This is a genomic window from Pseudomonas sp. TH07 (genome assembly GCF_016651285.1).
In the GTDB taxonomy this organism is placed as follows: domain Bacteria; phylum Pseudomonadota; class Gammaproteobacteria; order Pseudomonadales; family Pseudomonadaceae; genus Aquipseudomonas.
Genome location: NZ_JAEKED010000001.1, coordinates 311,491 through 328,867, shown reverse-complemented (window position 1 = coordinate 328,867; position 17,377 = coordinate 311,491). Strand labels below are relative to the sequence as shown.

Genomic DNA, 17,377 nt, shown 5'->3' with positions numbered 1-17,377 from the left:
TCACTTATAGCCGGCCAACCCAGTCAGCAAGGTGACGGCTAACTGACAGCGCTGTCAGTAATGGCTGACCATTCGTGCCTTGTCAGGTTAAAGATCTGAGACGCACAGGTATACTGCCGCCGTCTGTGGCCTGTCCCCGGCCATTTCACCTCTCCGGAGCTTCCATGAATTCCCCTACACAACCGCCTGTGTCCGACGCTGTGAGCGACGACCAGGTTGTCGAGCCAACCACCGTCGACACCGAAGACAAACCGGCGATCGCCGCGTTCAAGTTTCCGTTCAAGCCTTCCGAGTTTGCCCAGGCCAAAAATGCCAATCAGCCCTGGTACAAGGGCGGCGCTACCAATGGCCACACCAAGACTCCCGGTGCAGCGCCTCCCGGCACCCGTCGCTCGATGGGCAAGCGCTGATCGCGCGATGCCTGCCGAGTTGGTCATATTTGCGCTTCTTAGCGGCAATGATGGCTAAATGATACAAACGTGAGCTGGATCAGTATTTGTGGGATCAGTGCGCTTAGAGTCAGCAGCCCTGCCGACTCTATCCCAACAATCCGAGCGCGCTCCCCATGAAGATCAACCTTCCAGTTACCGGGCGAAATGTGGACTTCGCCCCTGATGTGAACATCCTGTCGACCACCGATCTGACGAGCGCCATCACTTACGCCAACCCTGATTTCATCGAAATCAGCGGCTACGATCGAGACGAATTGTTGGGCTCGCCCCATAACCTGATGCGTCACCCGGACATGCCGTCTGCGGCGTTCGCCCATATGTGGCAAACCCTCAAGGCCGGTCGTTCATGGATGGGCCTGGTGAAGAACCGCTGCAAGAACGGCGATCACTATTGGGTCAGCGCCTACGTCACCCCGGTGACCCGCGACGGTCAGGCGGTTGAATATCAGTCGGTCCGCACCAAGCCCACGGTTCGGCAAATCGATGCCGCCGAAGCGGCCTATGCCCAACTGCGCAGCCCGCGCTCACCGTTGTGGCGACGGCTGCCGGCGCTGGGGGTCAAGCTCAAGCTCTGGGCCCTGGTCAGTGGCGCATCCATCGCCAGCTACCTTGCCTCGACCGTTCTTATGCCGCCTTCCGTATGGTCTCACGGCCTGGCCGTGGCGACGGGCTGCGGCCTGAGTGCCCTGGGTATCTGCCTGCTGCTCAAACCCCTGGATCAACTCAGCGCCCGTGCCCGGCAGATTGCCGATAACCCCTTGAGCCAAGGCATCTACACCGGTCGCCGTGATGCCTTCGGCCAGATCGGGTTCGCCCTGCACATGCTGGAAGCCCAGGTCGGTGCGGTGGTCGGGCGGATCGGCGATGCGTCCCAGCGGCTGGCCGGGCATGCGGCCGAGTTGGTGGAGCATTTGCACAGCAGCCACAGCAGCACCCTGGAACAACAGGCGGAAACCGACCAGGTGGCGGCGGCGATCCATCAGATGGCCGCCAGCGTCGCCGAGGTCGCCAATCATGCCCAGCAGGCGTCCCAGGCCGCGGATCAGGCAGAGGGCGAAACCCGTGCCGGCCATCATCTGGTGGGCGAAAGCCGCAGCGCGGTACTGCTCCTGGCCAGCGAACTGGTGCGGGCCACCGAGGTGATTCACCAGTTGGAAAACCACAGCAGCGACATATCCGGGGTGCTGGACGTGATCCGCAGCATCGCCGAGCAAACCAACCTGCTGGCCCTGAATGCGGCCATCGAAGCGGCCCGGGCCGGTGAACAGGGGCGCGGTTTTGCCGTGGTGGCCGATGAGGTGCGCGGCCTTGCCCAGCGCACCCAGGATTCGACCAATGAAATCCAGCGCATGATCAGCACCCTGCAAAACGGTGCCCGGGATGCGGTGCAGGTGATGTTGCAGAGCAGCGAGCATGCACAGAACAGTGTCGAACAGACCCAGCGCGCCGCCGTGGCCCTGGACGGCATCAGCCAGCGGGTCAATCAGATTACCGAGATGAGCCTGCAGATCGCGGCGGCGGTGGAAGAGCAAAGCGCGGTCAGCGAAGACATCAACCGTAATATCAGCGGCATCCGCAATGCCTGTGATGCCACAGTCAGCGCCGGCCAGCAGAGCCATATCAACTCCGGGGATGTGGCGGCGCTGGCCGGGGACCTGCAACAGCTGGCCCATGAGTTCTGGCACAAGCGCAGCTAGCCGGTGTCTGCCGGGTGGGCAGTTACGCCGCCCGCAGGGAAATAAACGCGTAGTTGAGCGGCGCCTCGGTCGCCACCTGCGCCCCGGCGGCCTGCACCTGGCCGGCGATGTCGTCGCCCGAGACATGGAATAGCCACGCTGTGCCGGCCGCCGCCAGGGGCCGGGCCTGGACCTGGTCGATCGCTTGGGCCAGGGCCGCCATTTCCGGCAGGTAGGCGGTGAAACCATCGCCCTTGAGCGCGGTGGTGCGAATTCCCAGCAGCGCGCAAATCGCTTCCTTGCTGCGGATATCGTCACGGTCGGCCTGGCGTGAGCGGCGGATCAGCTCAATCAGCTCCTGGTCCACCAGTTCGCCACCGACGATCAGCGCCGGCCCTTGTTCCCAGGATTCAGGCGGGCATTCCTTGGCTTGGGGCTGCAGCGGGATATGGGGGTTGATCTCCATCGGGTAAATACGGCACACCAGCGGCCGGCGCTGGTAGATGCGGCACAGCTGGTCTTCGTCAAGATTCCGGCACGGGCCGACGTTGTAGGCGGCGAAGGTGATGGCCACATAGGCTTCGGCAGTGCCGCTGCGGACCACGCAGGAACGCCGTTGCGCATGCTCGCGTTGCGGGGCGGGAAGGCCCAGGCCGTTGCCGAGAAACCCCTCCACCAGAACAATCACCTGACCGCCGTCAGCCGCCCATTGGCGGGCTTCGGCGAGGGTCAGGGGCACGTGATGGTCAGTGCAGCACTTGCCGCAGCCGACGCAGGAAAACGATGTATTCATTGTGCGAAAAAAGCCATGGTTGATCGGCCCGGGTGCCCGCCAGGAAGGGCGCGGTGGACACCGTAAAGCCAGTCATGAAGCAAGTTATGCGCCATTCATTTACGCGGCAGGGCGGGGCGGATCGAGTCCCACTCGGTGACGTAGGCAGTTTTGTGCTGCTTGTCGTACAGGCACAGCTCGGTGCCGGTTTGGCCCTTCATGTGCGGTTGCGGGTACTGGCCTTGAAGGAGTAAGGCGACATAGCCCACCCGGTCATCGAATTGCGCGGCAGTGCCGACCGCTTTCGGTTTTTTCAGCCCGCTGGCCTGGGTGCAGCTGGCGACCACGGCCTTGTCCAGGGCGGCCCAGGCCTCGCTGCTGGAGGCGTGGGCCTGGGCGGCGAGGGCGGTCAGGAGGATAGCGCTCAAGGTGATGGTTTTCATGCCGGGGGGCTCCCTGGGTTGGCGGTTCCCCGGAGTATGCCTGAGGCGGCGCCGATGAAAATCGCGGCCAAGTGATGGCCCCTGCCCGGCGCCGGCCAGCGACTAGGGCAGGGCGGGTAGCGCAGTGGGCAGCGGTTCGCGGCGGACCAGGGTCATGCCGACGCTGGCATACAGCTCGCGGGCCGGCAGGTTGTCTTCGCGCACCTTGAGGTCGACGAAACCCTCGCGGCGCTGGCGAAACACCTCGAATGCATGCAACAGCAAGGCACGGCCAATGCCCTGGCCCCGGGCGCGGGGGTGCACCACCAGGTCCTTGATGTAGGCGCTGGTCCAGCACTGGGCCACGCCGACCAGGCCTTCGGCGTCGTGGGCGATGAAGCACAGCGCCGGGTCATATTCGGCATCGGTTTCAAAGTGCCTGCGCCAGGTGTCGAGCTCGGGCAGATCGCCGCCGTCGGCGTACCCCTCTTGCATCAGTTGATACACCCCGGCCGCCAGGGACGCCTGATACGGGCCGAGGTGAATGGTGGCCGGCCAGCTCGCGGCGGGCAGCGGCGTGCCCAGGTCACGCCGCAACAACAGGCAATGTCCGCTCGCCAAGGCTCAGGCGCCCTGGGCGGCGACCGTCTTCGCCGCTTCGATCAGGCAGCGGGTCAGCTCCGGCGAGGAAAACTTGGTCAATACCGCATTGGCCCCGGCCAGTCGGGCTTTTTCGCTGTTCATCGCGCTGTCCAGCGAGGTGTGCAGCAGCACGTAGAGGTGGGAGAAGTCCGGGGTTTCGCGCAGGGTGCGGGTGAAGGCGTAGCCGTCCATCTCCGACATCTCGATGTCGGAGACGATCAGGTTGATCTGCTGCGCCGTGCCTTGCAGGTCCAGCAGGCAGTCGATGGCTTCCTTGGCGCTGCGCGCGGTGTGGCATTGCAGGCCGAGGTTGCGCAAGGTGTGCACCGATTGCTGCAGGGCCACCTGGCTATCGTCGACCACCAGAATTCGTGCGTTACCCAGCACTTCGGCGTCTTCCATGCTCAGCTCGGTCGGGGCCATTTCGATCTGCGCCGGGGCGATGCCGTGGATCACCTTTTCGATATCCAGCACCTGGACCAGGGTCCCGTCGACCTGGGTCACCCCGGTGATGTAGGACTTGATACCGCCCGAGCCATAAGGGGGCGGACGGATATCAGTGGTCAGGCAGTGCACGATTTTGCTCACTGCCTGCACGTGCAGGCCCTGTTTCGAGCGGCTGACGTCGGTGACGATCAGGCAGCCGCCGTCCGGGTCTTCTAGCGGCCGCTCGCCGATGGCCCGGCTCAGGTCGATCACCGACAACGAAGCGCCGCGCAAGGTGGCGATGCCTTTGACGTGGGGGTGCGACTCCGGCAGCTTGGTCAGCGGCGGGCAGGGGATGATTTCACTGACTTTAAGCAGGTTGATTGCCATCAGCTTGCCGCTGCGCAAGGTAAACAGCAGGAGCGAAAGTGAGTCTGCGCGGGCTTTGTTGGAAGACATAAAAACCTTCTGTAGAAAAGGTGGTGTCGCGGTTAGAGCCACGAACAGCTATCGGTAACGGGTTATCGACGCGTTCAGGGCTGGCTTTAACCCGATTACGGCTTTACCGACCGCCGTAGCCGAGACCCGGTTATTTCAGCCCCAGGCGCTTGGCCATGCGCCCCAGGTTGGCCCTGTCCAAGCCTAGCTCACGAGCGGCGCTCGCCCAGTTGTGCCGGTGACGCTCAAGGCACTCGGTGATCAGCTGGCGCTGGTAGTTTTCGGTCGCCAGGCGCAAGTCGCCGGTCGCGCCCGGCCCGGCCGCCAGGGTGCCTGTCGGCAGCGGCGATGCCGATGGGGTGGAGACGTCGGGCAGGTCGAGGTCGACGGCGTCCAGGCTGAGAATCTTCGGTCGCTCACCCCGACTGCCCAGGGCTTTCAGGGCGCTGCGACCGATCAGGTGCTCCAGTTCGCGCACGTTGCCCGGCCATTGGTAAGCCAACAGCGCGGCCTGGGCGGCGCTGGTCAGGCGCAAGCTGCCGAGGCCCATGCGCGAGCGGTTCTGCTCCAGGAAGTAGCCGCTGAGCAGCAATACATCCCGCCCGCGATCGCGCAAGGCCGGGACCTGCAACGGGTACACGCTCAGGCGATGGTAGAAGTCGGCGCGGTAGCGGCCGCTGCGCACTTCTTCGGCGAGGTCGCGGTTGGTGGCGGCGATCAGGCGCACGTCTACCTGATGTTCCCGGTCCGAGCCCAGGCGTTGCAATTGTCCGCTCTGCAGCACCCGCAGCAGCTTGGCCTGGACCGTCAGCGACAGCTCGCCGACCTCATCGAGGAACAACGTGCCGCCATTGGCCAGCTCAAACTTGCCGCGCCGATCCTGGGTGGCGCCGGTGAAGGCGCCGCGCACGTGGCCAAACAGCTCGCTTTCCACCAGGGTTTCGGGCAGGGCGGCGCAATTGAGGCTGATGATCGGTTTGTCGGCCCGGGGCGAGGCGGCGTGGATCGCCTGGGCCACCAGTTCCTTGCCGACGCCGGTTTCGCCGGTAATCAGCACCGTCAGGTCACTGCCGCCCACCAGGTTGATTTCTTCCAGCAGGCGCTTGTGGGCCTTGCTCTGGCCGATCATCTCGCGGTTCTGGCCGCTGGCCTGGCGATAGACTTCCGCGCGCTGATGTTCATCTTCCAGGCGCAGGGCCAGGCGTTCGATGCGTTCGGCGGCGTTCACCGTGGCCGCAGCGAGGCTGGCGAAGGCTTGCAGGGCGTCCAGTTCGACCGGCTGGAAGCGTTGCGGGTCGAGGGCGTCCAGGGTCAGCAGACCCCACGGGCGCTCGTCGATAAACAGCGGGCAGCCCATGCAGTCGTGCACTTCCAGGTGTTCGTCTAGGCCTTCGACCAGGCCGTCGTAAGGGTCCGGCAGCTCGCTGTCGCTGGCAAACCGGGTCGGCCCCGGGCTGCTGAGCAGGGCAGCGAAGCGCGGGTGTTCGCTGACTTTGAAGCGCCGGCCCAGGGTGTCGGTGCTCAGGCCATCCACCGCCAGGGGCACCAGCCAATCGCCGTCCAGGCGCAACAGCGCGGCCGCGTCGCAAGGCAGCAGGGCGCGCATGGCTTCGAGCAGGCGCCGGTAGCGCTCGCCCTCGGGCAATTCGCGAGACAGGTCGGCCACCAGGGGCAGCAGGGCAGTGAGCAGGGATTTTGCAGTCATAGTGACTCCGTGTGGTCTTAATGACTATAAATCGTTGCGTGTCGATATGACTATAATTATCTTAATTTATTGATTTTTAAGACTTTTATTATTGGCATGAAAACTGATCTGCATAGGGTAACCAGCTAGTCATTAAAAAAGCTCAGGAGTTGCCCTTATGCTCAGCGTGCAAGATCGTACCCTTATCAAAGCCACCGTGCCCCTGCTGGAAAGCGGTGGCGAAGCCTTGATCACTCACTTTTACCGGATGATGCTCGCCGAATACCCGCAAGTTCGCGCCTTGTTCAACCAGGCGCACCAGGCCAGCGGCGACCAGCCCCGGGCCCTGGCCAACGGCGTGCTGATGTATGCCCGCCACATCGATCAACTGGATCAGTTGGGCGACCTGGTGGCCAAAATCATCAACAAACATGTGGCGCTGCAGATTCTGCCGGAGCACTACCCGATTGTCGGCAGCTGCCTGTTGCGCGCCATTCACGAAGTGCTCGGCAGTGACATCGCCACGCCAGAGGTGCTCGCTGCCTGGGGCGCGGCCTATACCCAGTTGGCGGACATCCTGATCGGGGCCGAGGCGGCAATCTACGACCAGAAAGCCGCCGCTCCGGGTGGCTGGCGCGGGGCGCGGGATTTCATCCTGGCCAGGCGCGTGGAGGAGAGCGCGGAAATCACCTCGTTCTACTTCGAGCCGGCGGACGGCGGGGCGATTCTGGCTGCCGAGCCGGGGCAATACATTGGCGTGCAGCTGTTCCTGGAGGGCGAAGAAATTCGTCGCAACTACTCGCTGTCGGCTCTGTCCGACGCCGGGCACTACCGGATCAGCGTCAAGCGTGAAGCCGGCGGCCGGGCCTCGAACTACCTGCATGACCAGTTCCAGGTCGGCGCTCGCATCCAGCTGTTTCCGCCATCGGGTGAATTCACCCTGGCCGCCAGCGCCAAACCTCTGGTGCTGATCAGTGGCGGCGTGGGGATCACCCCGACCCTGCCGATGCTGGAAGCGGCGCTGGCCACCGAACGCCCGGTGCACTTTATCCACTGCGCGCGCAATGGCGGGGTGCATGCCTTTCGCGAGTGGGTCGATGAGTTGGCCGCGCGTCATCCGCAGCTCAAGCGCTTCTATTGCTATGCCGAAGACGACGGAGTCAGCCCGGCGGCGGACAAACTGGGGCTGCTGAGCCAGGAGCAGTTGGGCCAGTGGTTGCCGCAGCAACGCGACCTGGATGCCTATTTCCTTGGGCCCAAGGGTTTCATGGCCGCGATCAAGCGCCACCTCAAGGCCTTGGGCGTGCCTGAGCAACAGAGCCGCTACGAGTTCTTCGGCCCGGCCGCAGCGCTGGAATGACACCTCCGGGGCGAGGCCGTGGCAGCACCATTGGCGCTGCTGCCCCTCGCCTCTGGGCGTTGAATTTTGTTCAAGGGTTAATTCGTACTTAACCTATTGAGCGTCAATTAGCCGAGGCTGATCATGGGTCTCGCGCGTCATCACTTTCAGGGCCGTCTTGCTGTTGTTGGTCCCCGGCCATTGGCTGGGGCGATCTGACGGCTAAGCTGCTGGCCTGAAACCTGGTTTTTTGCACCTGTGGACACGTTGCGACAACCCCGGCGCGCGAGTGATCGCTCCCGGGGCGCAGGTTTTGGTGCGAACGCGTCAATGCATTCAAAGGTCATGATCAGCGTGTAGACTTCCGGGCCACCGGTGCCTGTCAGCTCCACAGCGGCCGGACTGCGGCCAATGGACAATCACATACGACTCGGTTCGACCCGGCTGCTACACCGGCTGACGCCCGCCGAGCCACACACAGGAAAGGAATTGGGGATGAGTGACGACATATTGCGCCTGGGGCGTGAACGACGCTTTCTGGTGTTGCTGGGGGTTATCTGCCTGGCGCTGATCGGCGGCGCGCTGTACATGCAGGTGGTACTGGGCGAGGCGCCTTGCCCGCTATGTATCCTGCAGCGTTATGCGTTGCTGCTGATCGCCTTGTTCGCCTTTATTGGCGCGGCCATGCGTACCCGGCGCAGCATCACCCTGTTTGAAGTGCTGGTGGTGATCTGCGCCCTGGCCGGCGTCGCGGTCGCCGGGCACCACGTCTACACCCAGTTCTACCCTGCGGTCAGCTGCGGCATCGACGTGCTGCAGCCGATCGTCGACAGCCTGCCGCTGGCGGCGATCTTTCCCCTGGGTTTTCAGGTCGACGGTTTCTGTTCCACCCCGTACCCGCCGATATTGGGCCTGTCCCTGGCGCAGTGGGCGCTGGTGGCTTTTGTACTGACGGTGGTGCTGGTGCCGCTGGGTGTCACGCGCAATCGCAAAGCACGTAGCTGACGCGGTAAAAGAGCCCTGGTCCCTGCTTGGGGGCCGGGGCTTTTTCATGGGTTCTGGCAAAGGATGCAGGGGCTGTGACTTGAGGCAATCCGCGGTGCGGCAAAAGTGCGACATGTTGTCACAGTCTTGTGCGGCGAGGAGCGTTTCAGCCTTGGGGTGGGAAGCATGAACTGCGGTCCCGGGAGCGGGAAATATCTGTCAATTCGTATTGGCAGGACCCGTGACGACAACCATAGCCTGCTATCGATGCACTGCGTCCGACCCTCATTCCATAAGGGATAGCGCCGGGTAGCGGGGGGCTGCGAGGTGGGACCCGGGGATTGCGGGGAGTCTGTTTTGAGGCTTTTTGTTGAGAATGAAAATCGATATGATTGCGGGCTTTCGCAATAATCGGCTTCGATTGTTGCACCGGTCGATATTAATTATTTCGAGATGAGACATGGTTTATGCCTCCTGACATATCTACAATCGCCCGCACTGAATTTCCGGCGCTGCTCATCCCTGAGCACACGAGTGCGGTCGAGGGGCGGTTTGATTGCTCCATGCGACGCCAGGTGCCGGCACCTTCCAAACTTCCGCACCAAATGGAATTGGTCTGTAACAAGGCCTTTGACCACGAAATCGAATAAGAACTCACTGCTGGCCCAGGATTTGTCGTTCAGCGTCTAACGCGATGGGCAGGCCCTTATTCAATTGAAGAAAAAATGCCAACCCTTGGCAGGGTGAAGTGTTGGCGATCAAAACCCAACTGCATTGCGCAAGCTGCTTTAGAGGTCGTGAGATGAGTAAAAAAAGGTACCCCAGATTCCTAGGCTTATTGCCGCTACTCGGCATGTTGATGCTGGGAGGCTGCAAATGGACCTTGCTCGATCCCAAGGGTCAGGTTGGTCTGGATGAACGAAACCTGATCATCACTGCAACCATTCTGATGCTGCTGGTGGTTGTGCCGGTCATCATCATGACCTTCGCCTTCGCCTGGAAATACCGCGCCTCCAACAAGGACGCCGTCTACGCGCCGAAGTGGTCGCACTCCACCAAGATCGAAATCGCGGTCTGGCTGGTTCCGGTGCTCATCATCATTGCCCTGGGTTATGTGACCTACAAGTCGACCCACGCCCTGGACCCTTATCGTCCGCTGGAATCTGACGTCAAGCCGATCACCATCGAAGTGGTTGCGATGGATTGGAAGTGGCTGTTCATCTATCCCGAGCAAGGGATCGCCACCGTCAACAAGATCGTGTTCCCGGCACACACCCCGGTCAATTTCCGCGTGACTTCCGACACCGTGATGAACTCGTTCTTCATCCCGGGTCTGGGTGGCCAGATCTACGCGATGGCCGGCATGCAGACCAAGTTGCACCTGATTGCCAACCAGAACGCTGAAATGGACGGTATCTCCGCCAACTACAGCGGTGCTGGTTTCACCGGCATGAAATTCAAAGCGATCGCGACTTCCCAGGAAGAATTCGACGCCTGGGTAAGTGAAGTCAAAAAGGCACCTAAACAGCTTGAACAAGCTGAATACGAAGCCCTTTCCAAGCCGAGCCAGAACAACCCTGTTGAACTCTACTCCTCGTACACCCCGAACCTGTTCCAGCTCATCATCGACAAGTATGAGGGCATGAAACCAGGCGCGCCGGTCAAGCACGAGAAGAAAGAGAAGGAAGTGGCCAGTACGCAAGGGATGGACGCGAGTTCGCATTCAGCTGCCGGGGCAGAGGAGTAAACGATGTTTGGTAAATTAAGTCTGGACGCGATACCGTTCCACGAGCCGATTGTCATGGTGACCATTGCCATGATCGCGCTCGGTGGTCTGGCGCTTTTCGCGGCAATCACCTACTTCAAGAAGTGGACCTACCTGTGGACCGAGTGGCTGACCTCGGTCGACCACAAGAAAATCGGCGTGATGTACATCATCGTCGCCATGGTCATGCTGCTGCGCGGCTTTGCCGACGCCATCATGATGCGGACCCAGCTGGCCATGGCCACCGAGGGTTCGCCTGGCTACCTGCCACCTGAGCACTATGACCAGATCTTCACCGCCCACGGTGTGATCATGATCATCTTCATGGCGATGCCATTCTTCACCGGCCTGATGAACCTTGTCGTGCCGCTGCAGATCGGCGCCCGTGACGTTGCCTACCCGTTCCTCAACTCCCTGAGCTTCTGGCTGCTGGTTTCCGGTGTTGTGCTGATCAACCTGTCCCTGGGCGTCGGCGAATTCGCCAAGACCGGTTGGGTTGCCTATCCGCCACTGTCGGGCCTGGCGTATAGCCCGGGCGTGGGTGTGGACTACTACATCTGGGCGCTACAGCTATCCGGATTGGGTACGACGCTAACCGGGGTCAACTTCCTGGCCACCGTGCTGAAAATGCGTACCCCTGGCATGAAGATGATGGACATGCCGATCTTCACCTGGACCTGCACCTGGGCCAACGTGTTGATCGTGGCTTCGTTCCCGATTCTGACCGCTACCCTGGCACTGCTGACCCTTGACCGTTACATGGATTTCCACATTTTCACCAATGAACTTGGTGGCAATCCAATGATGTACGTCAACCTGTTCTGGGCCTGGGGCCACCCTGAGGTTTACATCCTGATCCTGCCGGCATTCGGCGTGTTCTCGGAAGTGATCTCGACGTTCTCCGGCAAGCGCCTGTTCGGCCACCACTCGATGATCTACGCCAGCGGCGCGATCTCGATCCTGGGCTTCATGGTCTGGCTGCACCACTTCTTCACCATGGGTTCGGGGGCCAGCGTCAACGCCTTCTTCGGCCTGGCGACCATGCTGATTTCGATCCCGACGGGGGTGAAGCTATTCAACTGGCTGTTCACCATCTACCACGGCCGTCTGCGCATCACCAGCCAGGTTCTGTGGACCTTGGGCTTCATGGTGACCTTCGCCATCGGCGGCATGACCGGCGTACTGCTGGCCATCCCGGGTGCTGACTTCGTACTGCATAACAGCCTGTTCGTGATCGCTCACTTCCACAACGTGATCATCGGTGGTGCTGTATTCGGTTACATCGCCGGTTTCAGCTTCTACTTCCCTAAAGCGTTCGGCTTCAAGCTGCACGAAGGTTGGGGCAAGGCAGCATTCTGGTTCTGGATCTCGGGCTTCTTCGTTGCCTTCATGCCGCTCTATGCACTGGGCTTCATGGGCATGACTCGTCGTCTGAACGCCACCACCAACCCTGAGTGGGTGCCGTACCTGTACGTCGCCATGGTCGGTGCGGTGATGATCGCGATCGGTATCGCCTGCCAGCTGATCCAGCTCTACGTCAGCATCCGTGATCGCAAAGAGAACATGTGCGTCTCCGGCGACCCATGGAATGCTCACACCCTGGAATGGTCGACCTCGTCGCCACCTCCGTTCTACAACTTCGCAGTACTGCCCAAGGCTGACGGAATCGACCCGTTCACCGAGGCCAAGGAAAACGGTACCGCCTACGAGCAGGCAAGCCGCTACCAGCCGATCCACATGCCTAACAACACCGCTACCGGTGTGGTCATGGGGGCGCTGTTGACGGTGTTCGGTTTCGCGATGATCTGGCACATCTGGTGGCTGGCGATCGCAAGCCTGGCCGGCACCGTGATCTATTTCGCGATCCACGCTGCCCGTGATGATCAAGGCTACATGGTGCCGGTCGATGTGATCGAACGCATCGAAGCCGAGCAGCACGCTCGCCTGGTAGCCGAGAAGAAGATCCCGGCCAACCGTGTTGAAACCTCGTTGGAACAGGCTTAAACCATGTCGAACTTAGTGACCAATGCTGGACACGCCCATGTCGATGAACATGGGCACGATGACCATCACCACGACTCGGGCGAGATGACCGTATTCGGTTTCTGGCTCTACCTGATGACCGACTGCATTCTGTTTGCGTCGATCTTCGCGGTGTACGCGGTACTGGTAAACAACGTAGCGGGTGGCCCGTCGGGCCACGACATCTTCGAACTGCCATACGTACTGGGCGAAACCGCTCTGCTGCTGTTCAGTTCGATCACCTACGGCTTCGCCATGCTGGCGTTCTTCCGGGGCAACAAGAAGCAGGTCCTGGGCTGGTTGGCCATGACCTTCCTGTTCGGCCTGGGCTTCATCGGCATGGAGATCAACGAGTTCCACCTGCTGATCTCCGAAGGCTACGGCCCTAGCCGTTCCGGCTTCCTGTCCGGGTTCTTCACCCTGGTCGGCACCCACGGTCTGCACGTGACCAGCGGCCTGATCTGGATGGCGATCATGATGTACCAGGTCCACAAGCATGGCCTGACGGCGACCAACAAGACCCGTCTGAGCTGCCTGAGCCTGTTCTGGCACTTCCTGGACGTGGTCTGGATCTGTGTGTTCACCGTTGTTTACCTGATGGGGACTCTGTAATGGCTAATGCAAATGCCCATGACAACCACGATGCCAGCCATGGCAGCGTCAAGTCGTACGCCATCGGCTTCATCCTGTCGGTGATCCTGACTGTCATTCCGTTTGGCCTGGTGATGTACCCATCGCTGCCAAAAGCCATGACCCTGTGGATCATCCTGGCGTTCGCCGTGATCCAGGTGCTGGTGCACCTGGTGTACTTCCTGCACCTGGACCGTTCGCAAGCCCAGCGCAACAACGTTGTCGCGTTTATCTTCGCCGCACTGGTGATCGTGCTGCTGGTGGGTCTGTCCTTGTGGATCATGTTCAGCATCCACACCGTCATGATGGCGAAGTGAGGTAGACCCGATGTCGCTCAAGCACTTTATCCAAATCACCAAACCGGGGATCATTTTCGGTAACGTGCTTTCTGTGGCAGGCGGGTTCTTCCTGGCCTCGAAAGGGCATGTCGATCTGGCCATCTTCCTGGCGGCCATGATCGGCACTTCTCTGGTGGTAGCGTCCGGTTGCGTGTTCAACAACTGCATCGACCGTGACATCGACCTGAAGATGGAACGCACCAAGAACCGCGCGCTGGTCCAGGGCTTGATCTCCCTGAAGCTGGCGCTGGTCTATGCGACTGTCCTGGGTGTGGCGGGCGTGGTGTTGTTGTACAAGGTGGCCAATCCGCTGGCAGCGTTGTTTGCCGTCATCGGTTTTGTCATCTATGTCGGCTTGTACAGCCTGTACCTCAAGCGTCGCTCGGTTCACGGCACGCTGGTCGGCAGTCTGTCGGGAGCCATGCCGCCGGTGATCGGTTACGTCGCCGTCAGCAACAGCTTCGACATGGCCGCCTTGACCCTGCTGGTGATGTTCAGCCTGTGGCAGATGCCGCACTCGTACGCCATCGCGATCTTCCGCTTCAACGATTACCTGGCGGCATCGATTCCGGTGTTGCCGGTGAAGCGCGGGATCCTGGTGGCCAAGCGGCACATCCTGCTCTACATCCTGGCGTTCCTGGTGGCGACCCTGATGCTGACATTCAGTGGTTATGCCGGCATGAGTTACCTGGCGGTGGCCGCGGCCATGGGCATGTACTGGTTGTACATGGCCTGGACCGGCTACAAGGCGGTGGATGACACGGTCTGGGCACGCAAGCTGTTCGTGTTCTCGATCTTCACCATTACCGCCTTGAGCGTGATGATGTCCCTGGACTTCAAAGCGCCCGCTGCGTTGCTGCTGACGTACGCGCCCTAAGCTGCAGACGTTGTAAAAAAAGCCCCGCCTTCGAAGGAAGTGCGGGGCTTTTTTCATGCAGCAGATGTCCCGTTACATATCCTTTAATGGTTTTCGGACCTGTCCCACTCCCTGGCTGGGTAAAATTGCCCGTTTGTTGATGAAGCCTGAGTGGATGTAATGGAAAACCGTATCGAAATGCTCGACTCGAGCGCGCGTTATGGCGCTGTCAGTCGCGGACTGCACTGGGCCATGGCAGTGGCCTTTGCCTGGATCTACTGCACCACCGGTGCCCACTACCTGCTGGCCGATTCGGCCCTGGACACCTTTCTCTGGCCGACCCACAAGCAAGTGGGCCTGCTGCTGATGGGCCTGCTGCTGGTGCGGCTGCTCTGGAGCCTGTTGAATCGTCATCGTCGCCCGCCCAGCGTCAACCTCGCCGCGACTGTGGGGCATGGCTTGCTGTATGCGGCCATGTTCGCCATTCCGTTTCTCGGGCTGTTGCGCCAGTACGGCTCGGGTCGCGCCTTTTCCGCGTTTGGCGTGCCGGTGATGAGTGGTTTCGAGGGGCCGAAAATCCAGTGGATGACCGAGTTGGGCAACAACTTCCACAGCCTGTTGGGCTGGACCCTGTTGCTGCTGATCGTTGGTCATGTGGCGGCGCTGATCCTGCACTGCGTCAAAGGTGACAGGGCTATCCTGCGGCGCATGGCCGGCGGCGCCGCCAGGGGCTGATCCGCAAGCCCCGGAAAAAAGCCCCGTCTTCGACAGAAGCACGGGGCTTTTTATAGAGTGCGCCGTTTAAACTACCGACGTGATTCCACTTATGCAGGAAGCAGAATGATGAAGAAAAAAGCCGTTGTTGTATTCAGTGGCGGGCAGGACTCAACCACCTGTTTGATCCACGCATTGCCGCTCTACGATGAAGTGCACTGCATTACCTTTGATTACGGCCAGCGTCACCGCGCAGAAATCGACGCCGCGCAGCAACTGTCAAAACAGCTGGGGGCCACCGTCCACAAAGTGCTGGACGCTTCGCTGCTCAACGAATTGGCGATCAGCAGCCTCACCCGGGACAATATTCCGGTTCCGACCGTGAACAGTTCGGGCGAAAGCTTGCCCAGCACCTTCGTGCCGGGAAGAAATATCCTGTTTTTAACCCTGGCCTCGATTTATGCCTATCAGGTCCAGGCCGAATGCGTGATTACCGGGGTCTGCGAGACCGACTTCTCCGGCTACCCGGATTGCCGGGATGAGTTTGTAAAGGCGCTGAACAAGGCCCTCGAGTTGGGCATGGACTACAAACTGCGCCTTGAGACACCGCTGATGTGGCTGAACAAGGCGCAGACCTGGGCCCTGGCCGACTACCACCATCAACTGGAGCTGATTCGCCAGCAGACGCTGACGTGTTACAACGGCGTGCTCGGCAGTGGCTGTGGCGATTGCGATGCCTGCAACCTTCGCGCAAAGGGCTTGAATGAGTACCTGGGCAACAAGGCCGCGGTCATGGAGGCCCTGAAAGGCAAACTCAATCTGCAGTGAAGGGTTGATCGAGGGCGAGCCAATGGACTTAGGCAGCGCCCCGCCAGGTGAGTGTTGATCCAGTGGCTTGAGATGATCAGGCTGCGGGGGGATTACCGGGGGAGAGGGCTTGGCGCCCAGAAGCGTTGCGCCTGTTGTGCCCCGCCTCCGGAACTTCCGGCGCCGATTGCAGACAAAGTTTTTCCTGCTCTGCGCGCGGTTTCTTCACCTTCGCCAGTGTTGCCCGCGCCAGGCCGGCTTCTGTCGTATTTCTGAGCAGTGGCTCACAGCGTCGCGGCAGGGATTTTTTCCTCGGTGACGTTGCTGTTAACGTGGCCTCCCTTATTTCACGGAAGAAGAACGAGGCCGCCCATGGCTCACCCCCCTCAGTCCCATTGGCTGCACATTCTGCGCAGCTTGCTCATCAGCCTGATCGGTATCGTGTTGCTGGTGATCGCCAGCTACATCCTCAGCAATCGCCTCGAATTCCTCGACAACGCCTTGACCGCCGACGGCGTGGTCAGCGGTTTGAACGCCGGCGGCTCGCACCCCGAAATCGCATTCAGCACGGCCCAGGGCGAAGCTATTTCCTACCCGCAGGGCGGCTTTATCTTCGGTTACCAGGCCGGCCAGCCGGTCAAGGTGCATTACCTGGCCGAGCGCCCGGCCAACAGCGCCGTGGTCGATGACCGCATGGCGCTCTGGGCCACGCCTGGGGTGCTGGGCGGCCTCGGGCTGATTTTCCTCGGTGCCGGCCTGACGGGCATTTTCAAGCGCAAGGGCCAAGACCCTGCACGCTCTCTGAAAGGACTTTGAACCCATGAGCATCTCCATCCCGATACCGGTCAATGAAAGCCAGTGGCAGTACTCGACCGCGAGCGGAGGCGGCCTGACGGTGGCCCTGGTCGCCGGCAGTGGCGGCTCGATCATCTTGCGCTCGCCCCAGGGCCAGGACGTCAGCTTCCGCTACGGCGGCGTGGGCGTGGGGGTTGGCATCGGTGCACGGCTGCCGCGTATCGGCAAGATCAACATCAAGATCAAGGGCACGGGTGTGGCCGCGGCGGGCGCGGCAGAAGCGTTCCCCAGCACCGGCAAGGTCTTTGTCAGCGATGCGCTGAAGACCCGCGACCTGACCAGCGATGACATCACCGGCCCCTGCGTCTACACCGAAGTGGCGGCGGGCCTGGTGGTCGGCGGTTCGGCCACCGCGCTGTTGTTCGGCCTCGACCCCAAGCTGCTGGCCCTGTACCTGGCCCTCAGCAGCAACCCGGCGACGTCATTGATCGCCGCGCAGCTGGTCAACCGCCAGCTGCTGCAATCGGCCAAGGGCGCGGTGGTCATGGTCGGGATGAATGCCGGTGTGCAAGCGGGGGCGGGGGCGGGGATTTTTCTCGGTTACCTGTTCTGACT

Annotated in this window: 18 protein-coding genes and 1 pseudogene; 14 read left to right on the top strand and 5 right to left on the bottom strand. The window is 61.3% G+C overall.

The window, feature by feature from the left end:
• Window positions 1-164 precede the first annotated feature (164 nt).
• The 3 genes and pseudogenes from JFU57_RS01600 (at window position 165) to JFU57_RS01595 (ending at window position 2,149) form a co-directional block, all read left to right on the top strand.
• Entirely contained in the window at window positions 165-410 is a 246-nt protein-coding gene (locus JFU57_RS01600) for a hypothetical protein (protein ID WP_078472388.1), read from the top strand.
• 155 nt (window positions 411-565) lie between these two features.
• A pseudogene (locus JFU57_RS33550) lies at window positions 566-847 on the top strand (PAS domain-containing protein); the annotation flags it as partial.
• 231 nt (window positions 848-1,078) lie between these two features.
• Window positions 1,079-2,149, top strand: coding sequence for a methyl-accepting chemotaxis protein (locus JFU57_RS01595; RefSeq protein ID WP_446739669.1), 1,071 nt, complete (start codon window positions 1,079-1,081; stop codon window positions 2,147-2,149).
• Between the two features lie 22 nt (window positions 2,150-2,171).
• On the opposite strand, the gene JFU57_RS01590 is transcribed toward JFU57_RS01595, so the two are convergent.
• The 5 genes from JFU57_RS01590 to norR form a co-directional block, all read right to left on the bottom strand.
• Entirely contained in the window at window positions 2,172-2,921 is a 750-nt protein-coding gene (locus tag JFU57_RS01590) for a YkgJ family cysteine cluster protein (RefSeq protein WP_078472386.1), read from the bottom strand.
• Between the two features lie 95 nt (window positions 2,922-3,016).
• Window positions 3,017-3,343, bottom strand: a complete 327-nt coding sequence (locus tag JFU57_RS01585; protein WP_078472385.1) for a hypothetical protein — start codon at window positions 3,341-3,343, stop codon at window positions 3,017-3,019.
• 102 nt (window positions 3,344-3,445) lie between these two features.
• Entirely contained in the window at window positions 3,446-3,943 is a 498-nt protein-coding gene (locus tag JFU57_RS01580; RefSeq protein ID WP_201127808.1) for a GNAT family N-acetyltransferase, read from the bottom strand.
• Window positions 3,944-3,946: 3 nt separating this feature from the next.
• Complete coding sequence (locus tag JFU57_RS01575) at window positions 3,947-4,849, bottom strand: chemotaxis protein CheV (RefSeq protein WP_020297526.1); 903 nt, start codon at window positions 4,847-4,849, stop codon at window positions 3,947-3,949.
• A 130-nt stretch (window positions 4,850-4,979) separates the two neighbouring features.
• A complete protein-coding gene (gene norR / locus JFU57_RS01570; protein ID WP_078472383.1) occupies window positions 4,980-6,533 on the bottom strand; it encodes a nitric oxide reductase transcriptional regulator NorR in 1,554 nt (517 codons plus the stop codon).
• A 157-nt stretch (window positions 6,534-6,690) separates the two neighbouring features.
• Here norR and hmpA point away from each other — a divergent pair, with 157 nt between their 5' ends.
• The 11 genes from hmpA to JFU57_RS01515 all read left to right on the top strand — a co-directional run bounded on the left by hmpA (window position 6,691) and on the right by JFU57_RS01515 (window position 17,375).
• Window positions 6,691-7,872 carry an NO-inducible flavohemoprotein gene (gene hmpA, locus JFU57_RS01565; protein ID WP_078472382.1) on the top strand — a complete coding sequence of 394 codons (1,182 nt, stop codon included), beginning with the start codon at window positions 6,691-6,693 and terminating at the stop codon, window positions 7,870-7,872.
• A 474-nt stretch (window positions 7,873-8,346) separates the two neighbouring features.
• Complete coding sequence (locus tag JFU57_RS01560) at window positions 8,347-8,856, top strand: disulfide bond formation protein B (protein ID WP_201127807.1); 510 nt, start codon at window positions 8,347-8,349, stop codon at window positions 8,854-8,856.
• A gap of 781 nt (window positions 8,857-9,637) precedes the next feature.
• On the top strand, window positions 9,638-10,582 hold the full coding sequence (cyoA, locus tag JFU57_RS01555) for a ubiquinol oxidase subunit II (RefSeq protein WP_020297522.1): 945 nt from the start codon (window positions 9,638-9,640) through the stop codon (window positions 10,580-10,582).
• Between the two features lie 3 nt (window positions 10,583-10,585).
• A complete protein-coding gene (gene cyoB, locus JFU57_RS01550) occupies window positions 10,586-12,604 on the top strand; it encodes a cytochrome o ubiquinol oxidase subunit I (RefSeq protein WP_078472380.1) in 2,019 nt (672 codons plus the stop codon).
• A gap of 3 nt (window positions 12,605-12,607) precedes the next feature.
• A complete protein-coding gene (locus tag JFU57_RS01545) occupies window positions 12,608-13,234 on the top strand; it encodes a cytochrome o ubiquinol oxidase subunit III (protein ID WP_020297520.1) in 627 nt (208 codons plus the stop codon).
• On the top strand, window positions 13,234-13,569 hold the full coding sequence (gene cyoD, locus JFU57_RS01540; protein ID WP_020297519.1) for a cytochrome o ubiquinol oxidase subunit IV: 336 nt from the start codon (window positions 13,234-13,236) through the stop codon (window positions 13,567-13,569). Before JFU57_RS01545 ends, cyoD begins: the two co-directional genes overlap by 1 nt.
• A 10-nt stretch (window positions 13,570-13,579) precedes the next feature.
• Entirely contained in the window at window positions 13,580-14,467 is an 888-nt protein-coding gene (gene cyoE / locus JFU57_RS01535; protein ID WP_020297518.1) for a heme o synthase, read from the top strand.
• Between the two features lie 159 nt (window positions 14,468-14,626).
• Complete coding sequence (locus JFU57_RS01530) at window positions 14,627-15,181, top strand: cytochrome b (RefSeq protein WP_078472379.1); 555 nt, start codon at window positions 14,627-14,629, stop codon at window positions 15,179-15,181.
• A gap of 108 nt (window positions 15,182-15,289) precedes the next feature.
• Window positions 15,290-15,988: a 7-cyano-7-deazaguanine synthase QueC gene (gene queC / locus JFU57_RS01525; protein WP_078472378.1), complete on the top strand. Its 699-nt coding sequence runs from the start codon at window positions 15,290-15,292 to the stop codon at window positions 15,986-15,988.
• Window positions 15,989-16,339: 351 nt separating this feature from the next.
• Complete coding sequence (locus JFU57_RS01520) at window positions 16,340-16,783, top strand: DUF3592 domain-containing protein (protein WP_201127805.1); 444 nt, start codon at window positions 16,340-16,342, stop codon at window positions 16,781-16,783.
• A gap of 4 nt (window positions 16,784-16,787) precedes the next feature.
• Window positions 16,788-17,375: a hypothetical protein gene (locus JFU57_RS01515; protein WP_078472376.1), complete on the top strand. Its 588-nt coding sequence runs from the start codon at window positions 16,788-16,790 to the stop codon at window positions 17,373-17,375.
• Window positions 17,376-17,377: the final 2 nt, after the last annotated feature.

Bases quoted from the DNA above. Each gene is read 5' to 3' on its own strand.
- cyoE (WP_020297518.1), top strand. From the start codon at position 13,580: ATGTCGCTCAAGCACTTTATCCAAATCACCAAACCGGGGATCATTTTC.
- JFU57_RS01530 (WP_078472379.1), top strand. From the start codon at position 14,627: ATGGAAAACCGTATCGAAATGCTCGACTCGAGCGCGCGTTATGGCGCT.
- queC (WP_078472378.1), top strand. From the start codon at position 15,290: ATGAAGAAAAAAGCCGTTGTTGTATTCAGTGGCGGGCAGGACTCAACC.
- JFU57_RS01590 (WP_078472386.1), bottom strand. From the start codon at position 2,921: ATGAATACATCGTTTTCCTGCGTCGGCTGCGGCAAGTGCTGCACTGAC.
- JFU57_RS01575 (WP_020297526.1), bottom strand. From the start codon at position 4,849: ATGTCTTCCAACAAAGCCCGCGCAGACTCACTTTCGCTCCTGCTGTTT.
- cyoA (WP_020297522.1), top strand. From the start codon at position 9,638: ATGAGTAAAAAAAGGTACCCCAGATTCCTAGGCTTATTGCCGCTACTC.
- JFU57_RS01520 (WP_201127805.1), top strand. From the start codon at position 16,340: ATGGCTCACCCCCCTCAGTCCCATTGGCTGCACATTCTGCGCAGCTTG.
- norR (WP_078472383.1), bottom strand. From the start codon at position 6,533: ATGACTGCAAAATCCCTGCTCACTGCCCTGCTGCCCCTGGTGGCCGAC.
- cyoD (WP_020297519.1), top strand. From the start codon at position 13,234: ATGGCTAATGCAAATGCCCATGACAACCACGATGCCAGCCATGGCAGC.
- JFU57_RS01595 (WP_446739669.1), top strand. From the start codon at position 1,079: ATGCCGCCTTCCGTATGGTCTCACGGCCTGGCCGTGGCGACGGGCTGC.
- hmpA (WP_078472382.1), top strand. From the start codon at position 6,691: ATGCTCAGCGTGCAAGATCGTACCCTTATCAAAGCCACCGTGCCCCTG.
- JFU57_RS01600 (WP_078472388.1), top strand. From the start codon at position 165: ATGAATTCCCCTACACAACCGCCTGTGTCCGACGCTGTGAGCGACGAC.
- JFU57_RS01545 (WP_020297520.1), top strand. From the start codon at position 12,608: ATGTCGAACTTAGTGACCAATGCTGGACACGCCCATGTCGATGAACAT.
- JFU57_RS01585 (WP_078472385.1), bottom strand. From the start codon at position 3,343: ATGAAAACCATCACCTTGAGCGCTATCCTCCTGACCGCCCTCGCCGCC.
- cyoB (WP_078472380.1), top strand. From the start codon at position 10,586: ATGTTTGGTAAATTAAGTCTGGACGCGATACCGTTCCACGAGCCGATT.
- JFU57_RS01515 (WP_078472376.1), top strand. From the start codon at position 16,788: ATGAGCATCTCCATCCCGATACCGGTCAATGAAAGCCAGTGGCAGTAC.
- JFU57_RS01560 (WP_201127807.1), top strand. From the start codon at position 8,347: ATGAGTGACGACATATTGCGCCTGGGGCGTGAACGACGCTTTCTGGTG.